The sequence below is a fragment of the Pseudomonas sp. PA-1-3F genome, assembly GCF_021609665.1.
Classification (GTDB): domain Bacteria; phylum Pseudomonadota; class Gammaproteobacteria; order Pseudomonadales; family Pseudomonadaceae; genus Aquipseudomonas; species Aquipseudomonas paracarnis.
This window is the reverse complement of sequence record NZ_WJZD01000007.1, coordinates 49,871-64,241: the sequence shown is the minus strand read 5'-3', so window position 1 is coordinate 64,241 and position 14,371 is coordinate 49,871. Positions and strand designations below refer to the sequence as shown.

General features: G+C 59.5%; 13 protein-coding genes. 7 read left to right on the top strand and 6 right to left on the bottom strand.

Features of this window, described 5'->3' with window-relative positions:
* Positions 1–663: 663 nt before the first annotated feature.
* The 4 genes from GIV26_RS06625 (at position 664) to GIV26_RS06610 (ending at position 5,782) form a co-directional block, all read left to right on the top strand.
* Positions 664–1,212, top strand: coding sequence for a fimbrial protein (locus tag GIV26_RS06625; RefSeq protein WP_003190448.1), 549 nt, complete (start codon positions 664–666; stop codon positions 1,210–1,212).
* A gap of 71 nt (positions 1,213–1,283) precedes the next feature.
* Positions 1,284–2,030: a fimbrial biogenesis chaperone gene (locus tag GIV26_RS06620; RefSeq protein WP_236279709.1), complete on the top strand. Its 747-nt coding sequence runs from the start codon at positions 1,284–1,286 to the stop codon at positions 2,028–2,030.
* Between the two features lie 33 nt (positions 2,031–2,063).
* Positions 2,064–4,661: a fimbria/pilus outer membrane usher protein gene (locus GIV26_RS06615; protein ID WP_044273270.1), complete on the top strand. Its 2,598-nt coding sequence runs from the start codon at positions 2,064–2,066 to the stop codon at positions 4,659–4,661.
* A gap of 2 nt (positions 4,662–4,663) precedes the next feature.
* A complete protein-coding gene (locus GIV26_RS06610) occupies positions 4,664–5,782 on the top strand; it encodes a fimbrial protein (RefSeq protein ID WP_236279708.1) in 1,119 nt (372 codons plus the stop codon).
* Positions 5,783–5,850: 68 nt separating this feature from the next.
* Here the strand turns inward: GIV26_RS06610 and GIV26_RS06605 are convergent, their stop codons facing one another.
* On the bottom strand, positions 5,851–6,033 hold the full coding sequence (locus GIV26_RS06605; RefSeq protein ID WP_003190457.1) for a general stress protein: 183 nt from the start codon (positions 6,031–6,033) through the stop codon (positions 5,851–5,853).
* A 320-nt stretch (positions 6,034–6,353) separates the two neighbouring features.
* Between GIV26_RS06605 and GIV26_RS06600 the strand changes: the two genes are divergently transcribed.
* From GIV26_RS06600 to GIV26_RS06590, 3 genes are all read left to right on the top strand, one after another.
* Positions 6,354–6,584, top strand: coding sequence for a hypothetical protein (locus GIV26_RS06600; protein WP_054895704.1), 231 nt, complete (start codon positions 6,354–6,356; stop codon positions 6,582–6,584).
* A 165-nt stretch (positions 6,585–6,749) separates the two neighbouring features.
* Positions 6,750–7,634 (top strand): manganese catalase family protein, encoded by an 885-nt coding sequence (locus GIV26_RS06595; RefSeq protein WP_198715080.1) that lies wholly within the window; start codon positions 6,750–6,752, stop codon positions 7,632–7,634.
* A gap of 112 nt (positions 7,635–7,746) precedes the next feature.
* Positions 7,747–9,324, top strand: coding sequence for a histidine kinase famiy protein (locus tag GIV26_RS06590; protein ID WP_268942060.1), 1,578 nt, complete (start codon positions 7,747–7,749; stop codon positions 9,322–9,324).
* Positions 9,325–9,538: 214 nt separating this feature from the next.
* On the opposite strand, the gene cyoE is transcribed toward GIV26_RS06590, so the two are convergent.
* The 5 genes from cyoE to cyoA are packed head-to-tail and all read right to left on the bottom strand — an operon-like array spanning position 9,539 to position 14,250.
* Entirely contained in the window at positions 9,539–10,435 is an 897-nt protein-coding gene (gene cyoE / locus GIV26_RS06585) for a heme o synthase (protein ID WP_236279707.1), read from the bottom strand.
* Positions 10,393–10,731, bottom strand: coding sequence for a cytochrome o ubiquinol oxidase subunit IV (gene cyoD, locus GIV26_RS06580; protein ID WP_236279706.1), 339 nt, complete (start codon positions 10,729–10,731; stop codon positions 10,393–10,395). Before cyoD ends, cyoE begins: the two co-directional genes overlap by 43 nt.
* Before the next feature lies 1 nt (position 10,732).
* Positions 10,733–11,347: a cytochrome o ubiquinol oxidase subunit III gene (locus GIV26_RS06575; RefSeq protein WP_003190467.1), complete on the bottom strand. Its 615-nt coding sequence runs from the start codon at positions 11,345–11,347 to the stop codon at positions 10,733–10,735.
* 3 nt (positions 11,348–11,350) lie between these two features.
* Positions 11,351–13,324 (bottom strand): cytochrome o ubiquinol oxidase subunit I, encoded by a 1,974-nt coding sequence (gene cyoB / locus GIV26_RS06570; protein WP_198715083.1) that lies wholly within the window; start codon positions 13,322–13,324, stop codon positions 11,351–11,353.
* A 2-nt stretch (positions 13,325–13,326) separates the two neighbouring features.
* Complete coding sequence (gene cyoA / locus GIV26_RS06565; protein WP_442962899.1) at positions 13,327–14,250, bottom strand: ubiquinol oxidase subunit II; 924 nt, start codon at positions 14,248–14,250, stop codon at positions 13,327–13,329.
* Positions 14,251–14,371 lie beyond the last annotated feature (121 nt).

The following is a 14,371-nucleotide window of genomic DNA, read 5'->3' as shown; positions in this document are numbered from 1 at the left end:
ATGCGAAGCGAGCCGCTCAGGCGGCCCCCAAATCACTGGCGGATTACGGGCACACCGCGCCTGGGCGAGGTGCCGAGTGGTGGGGCAAGAGCGTTTTGCTTGCTTTTGCGCTGTTCAAAAGGGAGCCGCCGTCAGGGCGGAACCCTAGGTGGCCGTTACCGCAGGAACGGATATGTACCCAATCCAACTGTGTTGACTGTCAGGTCGCCTTCGCGAGCAAGCCCGCTCCCACAGTTGGATCGCGGGGCGCCAGGTAAATAAGCGTCGGCTGTCAGGCCGCCACGGGTCCAGCCTAACCTCGAAGTTGTGTAGATGCTTAGGCTGCGATAACGGTGGGTCAATCAACATCTCATGATCAGAATAACGATGACCCATTATATAAGCTGGATTTAAATATACCGTTCAGGCGCGCTTTTAGGACCACTCCTATAGACGCTTTGTCTGTTGGCTTATTAAAGCCAGCCCACTATGGTGGGGGGCTTTGTTTGTTGCTTTTAATCGCCTGTTTATAAGGTAATTTGCCCGGGTTATTTGTTTTTCAGAGCACTCCTATTTTGAAAATTAAGTGCGCTGCTTACACTTCACTTCGCAACAACGCAGAAGTATTTCCCGTCCAGGGAACTTCAAAACTTAATCAAGTCTATCGTGCTCTCGGAGTTACTCATGAATTACAAAGCTCGCGCCCTCGCTGTACTGGTCGCTGCCACCGTCTCTTCTGCTGCCATGGCTTCGGACGGCAAAATTGATTTCAACGGTGAGCTGAAAGCCGAAACCTGCCAAGTGGCCGTCAATGGTGCAGCAGCTTCCGGCGCGACCACCGTCACCTTGCCAACCATCTCCACCGCTTCCTTGGCTTCCGCCGGGCAAGTAGCTGGCCAGACCGGTTTCAACATCGAACTGAGCAAGTGCTCTGCTGCGATCAAAACCGCGGCGGCGTTCTTTGAGTCGGGCGGTGGTGTTGATCCGGCCAGCGGTAATGTGAAGAACATCAGCGGTTCAGCCACCAAGGTTCAACTGCAGTTGGTGGATGCCACCAATGGCAACGCGATCAAGGCCGGCAACACGTCTCAGGTTACCTCCACCAGCCGCGTAACTGTTGACCCAACTGCCCTGACCGCTGTGCTGCCGTACGCCGTTCAGTACTACGCCCAGTCGGCTACCACGCCGGGCACTGTTGTGGGCTCCGTGACTTACTCCATCAATTATCAGTAAGTCGCAGGCTTTGGACACACGCCCTGCTCGGTATTGAAGGGCGTGCATCCAGACGGTAAAGGGATTGCTCTATGTCGTGCACACGTGCATTCAAACCACTGCTGCTGATCGGCCTGGCCACACTGATGTGTTCCCATGCATTCGCTGCAGTGGTGATTACCGGTACGCGCCTGGTCTATCCGGCGGACCAGAAAGAAATCACCGTAAAACTGAACAATAACGGCACGTTGCCCGCACTGGTCCAATCATGGATCGACACCGGCAGCGTCGAATCGACACCCACCAGCTCCAAGGCGCCGTTCCTAGTGTCGCCCCCGGTGGCGCGCATTGACCCGACCAAGGGCCAAAGCTTGCGAGTGCTCTTTACCGGCGCGCCTTTGGCGCAGGACAAAGAGTCGGTGTTCTGGCTCAACGTTCTCGAAATCCCGCCCAAACCCGAGGCGGGTGCAGACCTTAATACGCTGCAAATGGCTTTCCGTTCGCGCATCAAGCTGTTCTATCGCCCGGTCGGCTTGCCTGGAAATCCCAATGAGGCGGTTGAGCAGGTGCAGTGGCAATTGGTTACGGCACGCGATGGCCAAGGCCTGGCGCTGAAGGCGTACAACCCGTCGGCGTTCCACGTCTCGCTGATCGAGTTGGACCTGGTGGCGGGTAACCAACGCTATCGCAGTGAGGACGGCATGGTCGGCCCTGGAGAAACCCGGCAGTTCGCGCTGCCCACGCTCAAGGCCAGGCCGTCGAGCCAGGCCCAGGTGGAATTCAGCGCCATCAACGATTACGGCGCGTTGGTCCCGACCCACAACACGCTGCAGCCCTGATCCATTCCTGACGTTTTTAACCGCGAGTCATCTATGTCGACCTTTTCTTGCTCCAGGCTTTTTCTGCGGGCGCGGCCTCGCTTCGCCTTGAATCCGCTCACTGCCCTGATCCTCAAGGCATTGGCCATTGCTCCAGGCGTGTGGGGCATGCAAGGCGCACTGGCGCAAGAAGTGCAGTTTAATGACGCCTTCCTGCCCGAAGACTCGCGCAATCTTGACCTGAGTGCCTACCAGGCCGGCAACCCGGTGATGCCAGGCCAATACCGAGCCGACATCATCCTCAACGGGCAACTGAACAACCGGCAGGATATTCGCATTGACGCCCAGGCCGACGGCAGCAAGCCGGTGGTGTGTATGAACCGTGGCTTGCTTGAGCGCCAGGGTGTGCAAATGGCCAGCCTTACGCCCGAGGCCAGCACGATGCTCGACAGTCAGGCGTGCCCGGCAGTGGGGCAGGTAATCCCTGGCGCTACCGCGAACTTCTCCCCAGAGAACCAGGCGCTGGACTTGAGCATTCCCCAGGTGGCGCTCAAGCGTAATGCGCGGGGTTACGTCAGCCCGCAGTTGTGGGACCGTGGCGTGACGGCCGCCATGCTCAGCTACAACTTCAACGCCAATCGTAACCGCACCCGCAGTGGCAACTCCGATTCGGCGTTCATGGGCCTCAACGCGGGCCTGAACCTGGGGGACTGGCGCCTGCGCCACAACGCGTCCATGAGCTGGCAGTCACGTTTGGGCAGCCGGTACCAGGCTCTGGACACATACGCCCAGCGTGATATCACCGCGTTGAAAAGCCAACTGACGGTGGGTGAGTCCAACACCACCGGCGAGATCTTCGACACCTTGTCCTACCGCGGTGTGCAACTGTCCACTGACGACCGCATGCTGCCCGATTCGATGCGCGGGTATGCGCCGGTCATCCGGGGTATTGCCCGCACCAATGCGCGGGTAACCATTCGCCAGGCCGGCAATATCTTGCTGGAAACCACCGTGGCGCCCGGCGCGTTCGTGATCGATGACCTGTACTCCACCGGCTATGGTGGCGACCTCAGCGTGAGCGTGGCCGAAGCCGACGGCACTGAGCAGAACTTTATCGTGCCCTACGCCTCGGTCAGCCAGTTGCTGCGCCCCGGCACCTCGCGGTTCAGCCTCACTGCGGGTGAAACCCGCAACAACTTCGTCGACGATCAGGCGCGCCTGCTGCAAGGGACTGTGCAGTACGGCTTGAACAATACCTTCACCGGTTTTGCCGGTCTGCAATCGAGCGATGACTACACGGCGGTGCTCACCGGCCTGGCGTTCGGCACACCCATCGGTGCGATGGCCGTGGACATCACGCACGCCCAGACCGACCTGGCCGGCGGCGCTGCCAAGGGCCAGAGCATGCGGGTGTCGTACAGCAAGAATGTGCTCAGTACCGGCAGTAACTTCTCGCTGGCAGCCTATCGGTTTTCCACTCAGGACTACCTGGATTTCAGCAACGCCATCCAACTGCTGGATGCCGAGAAAAATGGCTGGGATTCGAGCATGTTCGGTCGCCCGCGCAGCCGTTTTTCGGTGACCGCCGACCAGAACCTTGGGGCTTGGGGGCAAGTCTCCATCAGCGGTTACGCGCAAAACTACTGGAATCAGCCGGGCAGTGATGTGCAGTACCAGTTCAGCTACAGCAAGCAGTTCAACCGCGTCAGCTTCAGTGTGAATGCCAACCGCAGCCGCATGGGGCTGGGCGACATGGAGAACAGCTTTTTGCTGACCATGAGCATGCCCCTGGATTTCGGCGCGTCGGGTAACACTCCGCAAATAACCGCGCAGGTGGGCCGCGATACCCAAGGCAATTACAGTGAGCAGGCCGGTATCAGCGGCACCGCCGGCCAAGACCGTCAATATGGCTATAGCGCCAATTTCGGCCATGACGGCGCCAACCACAGCAAGAGCGCCGCGCTTAACGGTCAGTACACGGGTGGGCGAGCCATGCTCAGTGCGGCACTGGGGCGTGGCGATGGCTATACCAGCGCCTCGATGGGCGCCAGCGGTACCGTGGTGGCCCATGCAGAGGGCGTGACCATGACGCCGTACCGCGGCGAAACCATGGCGGTGGTCAGTGCGCCGGGTGCCGCGGGCGCCAAGGTTTCGGGGTACCCCGGCCTGACGCTCGACAGTCGCGGCAATGCCGTGGTGCCGTACCTGCGGCCTTATGAGCTGAACGAGGTGGCCATCGACCCGATTGGCAGTTCGCTGGATGTCGAACTCAACGAGACCAGCCAACAAGTCGCCCCACGCGCTGGCGCCGTGGTGCATCTTAAATACACCACTAATCAGGGCCGTGCGGTGCTGCTCAATGTGCGCCTGGACGATGGCAGCAGCTTGCCATTTGGCGCAGGCGTGACCGACGGCGAAGGCGCCTCGGTGGGGATGGTCGGGCAGGGCGGTCTGCTCTATGCCCGGATCAAGCCAGAAACCCGCCAGTTGTTGATCAACTGGGGCAGCAAGACCCATCAACAGTGTGCCCTGATGATTCCTCCCGGCCCCGGCGAGGGCCAGCAATTGCAGCAGGTGGACGCTATTTGCGCCGCCGGCAAACAGGTCGCGGGCAGCACGCCGCCCAACAACATGCAAAAGGTACCGTTATGAACATGGGCGCTTTGATCAAACCCAGCCTAGCGCTGGCGGCACTTTGGGCGATGGCCGATACGGCCATGGCAGTGACCTGTACATATAACAACGGTATCCAGGCCGCAGTGGGCAACATGCCATTGCAGGTCTCGGCGATTACCGTCGGACGTGATGTGCCGGTGGGCGCCGAAGTCTATCGACAGCGCTTCAGCATGGCCTTGGGCCAGGCACCCGAGCTGGATTGCCGGTTTGCTCCGTTTCAACAGTGGACCGAGTTGACGGTCGAGGCGACTTCTGGCTTAGCCAATTGGTCCAGCGGCCCCTATGCCAACAAGGTCTACAGAACCCGAATTCCAGGGCTGGGGGTGGTTATCAATAGTCTCGGCGGCGTGCTGCCCAGGCAAACCAACAAATCCTGGACTGCCTGCACATCGGGCTCTCGCTGCCTGATTCCGTTTGATGGACCTTCGAACTTCGAGTTGATACTGATCAAACTAGGGGAAGTAACGCCAGGTGTATTGGCGGGCAGCTCATTGCCGGTCGTGAGCCTGTTTGGCAACTTCGGCGATGCCAGGATGCAGGGTTTCAGGATGGGCATCTCCGGCAGTATCCAGATTGTCTCGCGCACCTGCAGTACGCCGGATGTTTCAGTGCCGATGGGGACGCACTTGACCAATAAGTTCACCGGGCTTAACAGCGCCACAGGGTGGACAGATTTTTCCATCAACTTGAATGATTGCCCGGCGTTCCATGGCACCTATTCCACCACCGGACCTGGCTGGCTTTCGCAAAGTGGTAATTCACCCACCGGCGTTGGCTCCGGCGGAATCCTAGCGGGTAACACCCTGCAATTTCGCATCGACTCCTCGCGCCCGGCGATCAATGCCAGTACGGGCGTGCTGAGCATTGATCCCACAGGCACAGGTAATTCGCCTGCCGCAAGCGGAGTCGGCATCCAAGTAGCGACACTAGACAGTACCCCGGTACCCCTGGGGATGAATCGGGCCAGCGGTATTAACCCACTGTCCTTCGAGTCCAGCTACAACATCCGCTTGCGTGCCCGTTATCTGCAAACCGCCAACCGAGTCACGCCAGGCCCGGCCAATGCGTCGGCGACGTTTACGATTATTTATCAGTGATGAATATGTCACTTATGTTCTGTGCGTTTGGTTTGAAGGGGCAGCCAGGCTGCCCCTCCTACCGTTACTCAAGAACCCGACTTCCGACCGCCGCCGTGGCTGTGCTGGCCACCCTTGCGACCTGCTTCAGAGGCCTTTTCACGGTCGTTGGCGAAGTTCCCGCCCGACGCTTGGCCGCCTTTTTTACCGGCTTCGGAGGCTTTTTCGCGATCATTGGCAAAGTTGCCCGGGTTTTTATTACCTGTAGTCATGATAGTTCTCCAGTCGCTAAGTTTGCGTTTCGTTAGTTGGCCGTTTCGCAACGGACACTTATTCCGATATTGGCTTTTTGAAAAATGTTTTACCGATTTTTCTAACCGGCGACGAACGGTAATTTCGCTGAAAAAGTTATACAGAAACTTGGTTGATGCGCCGCTTCGTATAACTTTTATTGCCGGCCAGCGCTTTGATATTAATCAGATCGAAACTGCTGGTTTAGTTAACGGTCCTGCCATTCGTCTTTTTCGTCGCACTCCAAAAAAGGGTGTGGTTCCAACGAGGTTCCTAACCTGTGAACGGGAGCTTTTCAGCCATGAAACACAACCCATCCAACCCACAGTACCGGCCGCTCGAGCATCCAGACGCACCCAATGAAGACGGTTGCGTCATCGGCACTGCCGGGCGCGACGAAGACCCCAACGCGACCACCGATTGGGACCATCCCGACAGCGCCGCAACGCCCGCTGACGCCAGCATCAAGCCCGCCAACGGTACGCCCGGCATCGACGCCGTGCCCGAGTCGGAAAACCACGGCGCCGATTGAGAGAACTGCGCTACAAGTGCCGTTTCGCTTGGCCTGCAGCGCATTACCGCTGGTCGTGAGGCGTCGGTTTATTTTGAAATTTTCCACGCGCAGGCCACTTCCCATGCAAGGTAGGCGCGCATTCCAGCAGGGCGCCTTTTTCCGTAAGCCTGAGGAGATTTGTTCATGTTTCTACATAACAAGCGACTTCAATACACCGTCCGCGTCGCCGAGCCCAATCCGGGCCTGGCCAACCTTTTGCTCGAGCAGTTTGGCGGCGCCCAAGGTGAGTTGGCCGCCGCGTCCCGTTACTTCACCCAAGCCTTGGCGGAAGACGATCCGGGGCGCAAAGATTTGCTGATGGACATCGCCACCGAAGAACTCAGCCATCTGGAGATCGTCGGCTCCATCATCGTCATGCTCAACAAGGGCGCCAAGGGGCGAATGGCCGAAGGCGTGGAAGAGGAGGGCGAGTTGTATCGTGCCCTCAATGGCGCCGGCAATGACTCGCATATCACCAGCCTGCTGTACGGGGCGGGTTCGCCTTTGACCAACTCTGCCGGCGTGCCGTGGACCGCCGCCTACATCGACACTATTGGTGAACCCACCGCAGACATGCGCTCGAATATCGCCGCCGAAGCCCGGGCCAAAATTGTCTATGAGCGGTTGATGAACGTCACCGATGACCCGGGTGTAAAAGATGCGCTGGGTTTTTTGATGACGCGGGAAATCGCTCACCAGATATCCTTCGAAAAAGCGCTGCATGCGATCCAGCCGAATTTTCCCCAGGGCAAGTTGCCGGGCAAACCGGAGTTCACCCAGGTGTACTTCAACATGTCCCAAGGCGCGGAGAACCTGCGCGGGCCCTGGAACCAGGGTGACGGTTGGGAGTTTGTGGAAAACCCACAACCGGCGGTCGATGGCGGTGACGGCACCGCCAGCGTGCAGTTGGACGCCGACGATGAAGCGGTGCTGAGCGCGATGAAAATCCGCACGCTCTCGGACCCCACCAGCGACCCCACCACCGGCGCTGACCTGGGCAAGGGGCTGCAGCCAAAACCTGAACCATGATCCAAGTCGCGCGGCGCCCAACCTTACGGCGCCGCGTCCGCTCGGCACAAGATGGCACTGCGCAGCGTTTTCACGGTCCATGGAACACGTACCACGTATCTGGAGGTGAACCTTGGCGACAAAGAAGAAGCCTGTGGTCGACGGTATGGAATTGGCAATGCTGTCTGCCAGCCGCAAAGACCTGTTCTTTGCGGCCATGCAAGCCAGCCACAGTGCAATGATCGTGACCGACCCCGCGGGGCCTGATAACCCGATCATCTTTGCCAACCAGGCGTTCCTGACCCTGACAGGCTTTGAACTGGACGAAGTGATCGGACGTAATTGCAGGTTCTTGCAGGGGCCTCAAACCGACAAAAACGCGCTGCACCAGGTGCAGCGCGCGGTTGAGCAGCACCATGAGGCCTGTGTCGAGGTGCTCAACTACCGCAAGGATGGCTCGACCTTCTGGAACGAGCTGTTCATTTCGCCGTTGTTCAACGAACGTGGGCAACTGGTGTATTTTTTCGCATCGCAGCTGGACGTGAGCCGGCGTCACGATGCCGAACAGCGCGTGCGTCGCGCACAAGACCTGGAAGCGCTGGGGCAACTGACCGGTGGCATTGCCCATGACTTCAATAACCTGCTGCAAGTGATGATGGGTTATCTCGACTTGATCCAGCAGAGCGCCAAGCGCCCCGGTAGCGATCCGCAGCGCATCGTCAACAGTGCCAGCCGTGCCAGGGCAGCGGCGGAAAAAGCTCAGACCCTGACCCAGCAGTTGCTGGCGTTTTCGCGCAAGCAACGGCTCGACAGTCGGGTGATCAACTTGAACAGCTTGCTCAGCCGCCCCGAATTCATGGCACGTGCGCTGCAGGGCGTCGAGTTGCATGTAGAACTTGCCGAAGATCTGTGGAACTGCCGCATCGACCCTGTCCAGGCGGAGCTGGCAGTGCAGCACCTGTTATCGAATGCCCAGGATGCTTTGCGCGGGCGTGCGGACCCAGCGGTAACCGTCCAGACCTGCAACGTCCAGGTAACGGGCGATGTCGGTCCCGAGCGTGATGGGTTGACCGAGGGCTGTTACGTGAGCATTTCGGTCTCGGATAACGGCAACGGCATCGACGCAGGTATTCAGGACAAAGTCATGCAGCCGTTCTTCACCACCAAGGAAGAAGGCCAGGGCTCGGGCTTGGGGTTGTCGATGGTGTACGGCTTTGTCAAGCAATCGGGCGGCACGGCGCGGATTCATTCAGACCCGGGCATCGGTACGACGATTCGCTTGTACTTTCCTGCAGATGACAGCCAACTGTGGGTCGAGCAGACACCCACAGCTATCTCACCGCAAGGTAACGAACGCATCCTGATCGTGGAGGACCGGCCCGAGGTGGCCGAGTTGGCGCAGGTCATTCTGTCTGACTACGGTTACCACACGGACATCGCCCTCAATGCAGCCGAGGCGTTGGGCATGCTCAAGCAGGCGACGTATGACCTGGTGTTCAGTGACTTGATCATGCCCGGCGTGATGAATGGCGCAGCGTTGGCGCGGGAGGTGTCGCGCTCGTATCCGCACATCAGGATCTTGCTGACCACCGGCTATGCGAAAGACGCGTTGGGCCGCGCGGAGATAGAGGTGCATGAGTTCGAGTTGATTCCCAAGCCGTATCAGCCTGCTGACCTTCCCCGGAAAATCCGTGCAGTGCTCGATGCCTGATCGAGCAGGCCACTGTGCCCCAAATGTGGGAGCGGGCTTGCCCCAATGCCAGTCAGTTAAGCGCAATCCCCTGTGGGAGCTGGCTTGCCTGCGATAGCGGCGGGTCAGTCAACATCAATGTTGGGTGGGCCGACGTCTTCGCGGGCAAGCCCGCTCCCACAGTTGATCTTCGTTGCTTTGAGCATTGCATCCCTCGAGGGCGCCGCCCACAAAGCTACCTCAGCACCGCCAGCGCCAGGTCAAGCGCCAGCACCAACACAATCGAAAACCCGAATATCCTGCGCGCCCAGCCGGTCGGGTCAGCGAGGCGTGTACCGCTGGCCGCGAGGGTTAGCCAATAACTCCCCAGCCCTAGCATCACCACAAAATACAACGCCGCCATCTGCGCCACCGCGCCTAGCACCAGGGCGCTGGCGAGGAAGGCCAGCATGTACGCCTGGATCTGCCGATGGGCTTGGGCCAGGCTCAACAGCGGCAGGCCTGCGGCGCGGAAATCCTCGCGGCGCATCACGTTGATGGCGTGTGAATGCGGCATCTGCCAACAACAGAACACCACAATCAGCAGCAACGCCGTAAGGTCAAACCGCCCGGTGACCGCGCAATAGCCGATCACCGGCGGCATCGCCCCGGAGACGCTGCCGATCAAGGTGGCCCAGTGGGAGCGTCGCTTGAGCCAGTAGGTGTAGACCCCCGCATAGATCACCAGCCCGACCATTGCCAGCCCACACGCCAGCGCATTGCTGCCGGCCCACAGCAAGCCAAAACCGCAGGTGCCCAGGACGATCCCATAGCCTGCGGCAGTGGACACGCTGATGGTGCGCAGTGCCAATGGCCGATGACAGGTGCGCACCATGCGCCGGTCGATGTCGCGGTCAATGCAGTTGTTGACGACACAGCCGCAACCGATCACCAGGGCCGTGCCGAGCAGTGTGGCAAGCCCGTGCGTCACCGAGGCCACATGCCCGCTGGCGGCGAGCAGGTAACCGCCCAGCACCGACGCCAGGTTACCGACAATAATGCCCGGCTTGGTGAGCTCGATAGCGGTATTGAACAGCCCCCGCCAGTGTTTCAGTGCGCCAGCATGTTGTGATGAATACTGTCCATGATCCATAGCGAAAGCCCCACCAACAGAAGAATGATGATCGCCGAGAAAATCAGCGCAATCAGGTTCCAGCGTTGTTCTTCGGCCGTGTCCAGGTGCAGGAAGAACTTGAGGTGGACCACGATTTGTATCGCGCCCAACGCCACTACCAACCAGGCGGTGACGGTGCGCGGCAGTGACGGGAACATCACCAGGGCGAACGGAATCAGGGTGAGCAGTACTGACACCAGGAACCCGACCAGATAGGAGCGACTGCTGCCATGGCTGGTACCGGCGCTGCTGTGAAGCGCGCTTTGCTTGTACATGTCACACCACCCCCAACAGATAGACCACGGTAAAGACGCAGATCCACACCACGTCCAAAAAGTGCCAGAACAGGCTCAGGCAACTGAGCCGGGTGGCGTTGGTGCTGGTCAGGCCGCGTTGCTTGACCTGGACCATCAGCACCGCCATCCAGATCAACCCGGTTAACACGTGCGCGCCGTGGGTGCCGACGAGGGTGAAGAAGGCCGTCAGGAAGCCGCTGCGGTCCGGCCCGTAGCCTTCTGCGATCAAGTGGTGGAATTCGTTGATCTCCATGGCGATGAAGCCCGCGCCCAACACGAACGTGAGCCCCAGCCAGCGCAGCACATCGCGTTGCTTGCCGTGGTTCATGGCGAGCATGGCGTAGCCGTAGGTGATACTGCTCAACAGCAGCAGCATGGTTTCGGCCAGCACATAGGGCAGTTCGAAAATATCCATGCTCGACGGCCCGCCCGCCACGCTGTCGCGCAATACGGCGTAGCCGGCGAACAAGGTCGCGAACAGGATGCAGTCGGTCATCAGGTAGATCCAGAACCCGAACAGGCTCAGGGAACCGGCGTCTTCATGCCCTTGTTCGTGGGTATGGGCAATGTCTTTTTCCATAACGATATTGGACATGGGTCAAGCCTCCGCCAGGTCTTTGAGACGGGCCGTTTCGATGCGCGCGACTTCCTGGGCGGGCACGAAGTAATCGGTGTCTTCGTCGTAGCTGCGCACCACGAACGCGACCACCGAGGCCACCAGGCCGAACGCCGCCAACCACCAAATGTGCCACACCAACGCAAAGCTGCAGACCAGCGCAAACAGGCTGATGACCAGGCCCGACGCGGTATTGCGCGGCATATGGATGCTCCGATAGTCGGTGTGGCTCAGGGTGCTGACGCCGCGCTCCTTCATGCCCCAGTACGCGTCCAGGTCATTGACCTTGGGCTGCTCGGCGAAGTTGTACAGCGGCGGGGGAGACGCGGTGGCCCATTCCAGGGTGCGCCCGTCCCACGGATCGCCGGTGCGGTCGCGGTATTGATGACGGTTGCGGATGCTGACAAACAATTGCAAGGCTTGCGCCGCCACGCCGCAGAGGATGATTGCCACCCCCACCAGCTCCAGCAGCAGCCAGGGCCGCCACTCGGGGTTGTCGAAATGATTGAGACGGCGCGTCATGCCCATGAAACCCAGCACGTAGGAGGGCATGAACGCGAAATAAAAGCCCACCAGCCAGCACCAGAAGGCGATGCGGCCCAGCTTGTCGTTCAAGCGGAAACCGAACGCCTTGGGGAACCAATACGTCAGGCCGGCCATATAGCCGAACACCGCACCACCGATGATCACGTTGTGAAAGTGCGCGATCAGGAACAGGCTGTTGTGCAGCAGGAAATCGGCCCCGGGCACCGCCAGCAGCACCCCGGTCATGCCGCCGATGCTGAAGGTCACGATAAAGCCCAGGGTCCACAGCATGGGCGTTTCGAAGCGCACACGGCCGCGGTACATGGTGAACAGCCAAGTGAAGATTTTCACCCCGGTCGGCACCGCGATGATCATTGTCATGATGCCGAAGAACGCGTTGACGTTGCCCCCCGCGCCCATAGTGAAAAAGTGATGCAGCCACACGATGAACGACAACACGGTGATCGCGATGGTCGCCCATACCAGCGACACGTAGCCGAACAGCCGCTTGCTGCTGAAGGTGGCGGCAATCTCGGAAAACACCCCGAACGCGGGCAGGATCAGGATGTACACCTCCGGATGCCCCCAGGCCCAGATGAGGTTCACGTACATCATCGGGTTGCCGCCCGCCTCGTTGGTGAAAAAATGCATGCCCAGATAGCGGTCCAGGGTCAGCATCAGTAGGGTGGCGGTGAGGATCGGGAATGCCGCCAGAATCAGCACCGAGGTGCACAGCGCATTCCAGGTGAACACCGGCATCTTGAACAGCGTCATGCCTTCGGTGCGCATCTTCAGGATGGTGACGAAGAAGTTCACCCCCGTGAGCAGCGTGCCGATGCCGGATATCTGCAATGACCAGATGTAGTAATCCACCCCGACGCCGGGGCTGTAGCCCAGCTCGGATAACGGCGGATACGCGACCCAGCCGGTGCGCGCGAATTCACCGACCCCCAGCGAAATATTCACCAGCGCCGCACCCACCACGAACAGCCAGAAACTCAGGGCATTGAGAAACGGATAGGCCACATCACGAGCGCCGATCTGCAACGGCACGACGATGTTCATCAAGCCGACCACAAAGGGCATGGCCATGAAGAAGATCATGATCACACCGTGGGCGGTGAAGATCTGGTCGTAATGTTCCGGCGGCAGGTAACCCGGCCCGCCGCTGGCGGCCATGGCTTGCTGGGTGCGCATCATGATCGCATCAGAAAACCCGCGCAGCAGCATCACCAGGGCGACGATGATGTACATGCAACCGATCTTCTTGTGGTCCACCGAGGTGAACCATTCGCGCCACAAATAGCCCCACTTGCGTTTCCAGGTGATCGAGCCCACCAGCGCCACCCCGATCAGGCCCACGATGGCCAGGGTGTACATCACAATGGGTTCAGTGGTTGGGATCGCGTCCCACGACAGTTTTCCGAACATGGTTACCGCTCCTCAGCCAGCAGACTTGGGTGTTGATCGGTGCGTTGTGCAGCGTCGCTCAATGGCGAGCGCCGGGGTTTATTGGCCTTGTTCATGCCCTCGTATTTATCGACGATGTCCAGGAACAAGCGCTCCTGTACCGGCGAGTAATAGGTCACCGGGTGCTTGAGGGTGGGCTTGGCCAATTGCGTGTAAGAGCTGTGGTCCAGAGAGGTGGCCGCACCCTTGACCTTTGTCACCCAGGTTTGAAAGTCGGCAGTGCTCAGGGACAGCGTGGTGAAATGCATGTCGGAAAAACCGGGGCCGTTGTAGTTGGCGGCAATCCCTCTGAACTCACCGGTTTCGTTGGCGATCAGGTGCAACTTGGTCTGCATGCCGGCCATGGCGTAGATCTGCCCGCCGAGTGCGGGAATAAAGAACGAGGTCATGGCCGCGTCGGAGGTGACGGTGAAACTCACCGGCGTGTGCACCGGCAGGGCCAGTTCGTTGACGCTGGCGATGCCCAGGTCAGGGTAGATAAACAGCCACTTCCAGTCGGTGGCGACCACCTGCACATTGATCGGCGGGGTGCCTGATTCCAGCGGGCGATAGGGGTCGAGTGCGTGGGTGGTCTCCCAGGTCACCCACCCCAGGACGATTATGATCAGCAGGGGAACGCCCCATACCACCGCTTCGATTTTGTGTGAACTGGCCCAGCGGGGGGAGTAACGCGCTTTTTTATTGGTGGCGCGGTAGCGGTAGGCGAAGACAAACATCATCACAATCACCGGAACGACCACCAGCAGCATCAGGCCCGTAGCGAGAATAATCAGGTCGCGCTCATCGGTTGCTACTTGCCCCTTGGGGTTGAATACCACCAGGTTGCAACTGGTGAGTAAGAAGAGGCTGGTGATAGTGACCAGGCAATAACCCATCGCTCGTTTCATGTCTTGCTCCTGTATTGGAAACTTGCGTTTTGCTGTGCCGAATCTGTGCTCGCGCGTTAACTAAGCGAAGCGCTTGTTAACATCAGGAACCATCAGGTGATAAACATTCGGCAATAAGCTC

What these genes read in the sequence shown, in the direction of transcription:
- GIV26_RS06610 (WP_236279708.1), top strand. Translation starts at nt 4,664, where the DNA reads ATGGGCGCTTTGATCAAACCCAGCCTAGCGCTGGCGGCACTTTGGGCG.
- GIV26_RS06595 (WP_198715080.1), top strand. Translation starts at nt 6,750, where the DNA reads ATGTTTCTACATAACAAGCGACTTCAATACACCGTCCGCGTCGCCGAG.
- cyoE (WP_236279707.1), bottom strand. Translation starts at nt 10,435, where the DNA reads ATGGATCATGGACAGTATTCATCACAACATGCTGGCGCACTGAAACAC.
- GIV26_RS06625 (WP_003190448.1), top strand. Translation starts at nt 664, where the DNA reads ATGAATTACAAAGCTCGCGCCCTCGCTGTACTGGTCGCTGCCACCGTC.
- GIV26_RS06615 (WP_044273270.1), top strand. Translation starts at nt 2,064, where the DNA reads ATGTCGACCTTTTCTTGCTCCAGGCTTTTTCTGCGGGCGCGGCCTCGC.
- GIV26_RS06600 (WP_054895704.1), top strand. Translation starts at nt 6,354, where the DNA reads ATGAAACACAACCCATCCAACCCACAGTACCGGCCGCTCGAGCATCCA.
- GIV26_RS06575 (WP_003190467.1), bottom strand. Translation starts at nt 11,347, where the DNA reads ATGTCCAATATCGTTATGGAAAAAGACATTGCCCATACCCACGAACAA.
- cyoD (WP_236279706.1), bottom strand. Translation starts at nt 10,731, where the DNA reads ATGTACAAGCAAAGCGCGCTTCACAGCAGCGCCGGTACCAGCCATGGC.
- GIV26_RS06605 (WP_003190457.1), bottom strand. Translation starts at nt 6,033, where the DNA reads ATGACTACAGGTAATAAAAACCCGGGCAACTTTGCCAATGATCGCGAA.
- cyoB (WP_198715083.1), bottom strand. Translation starts at nt 13,324, where the DNA reads ATGTTCGGAAAACTGTCGTGGGACGCGATCCCAACCACTGAACCCATT.
- cyoA (WP_442962899.1), bottom strand. Translation starts at nt 14,250, where the DNA reads ATGAAACGAGCGATGGGTTATTGCCTGGTCACTATCACCAGCCTCTTC.
- GIV26_RS06620 (WP_236279709.1), top strand. Translation starts at nt 1,284, where the DNA reads ATGTCGTGCACACGTGCATTCAAACCACTGCTGCTGATCGGCCTGGCC.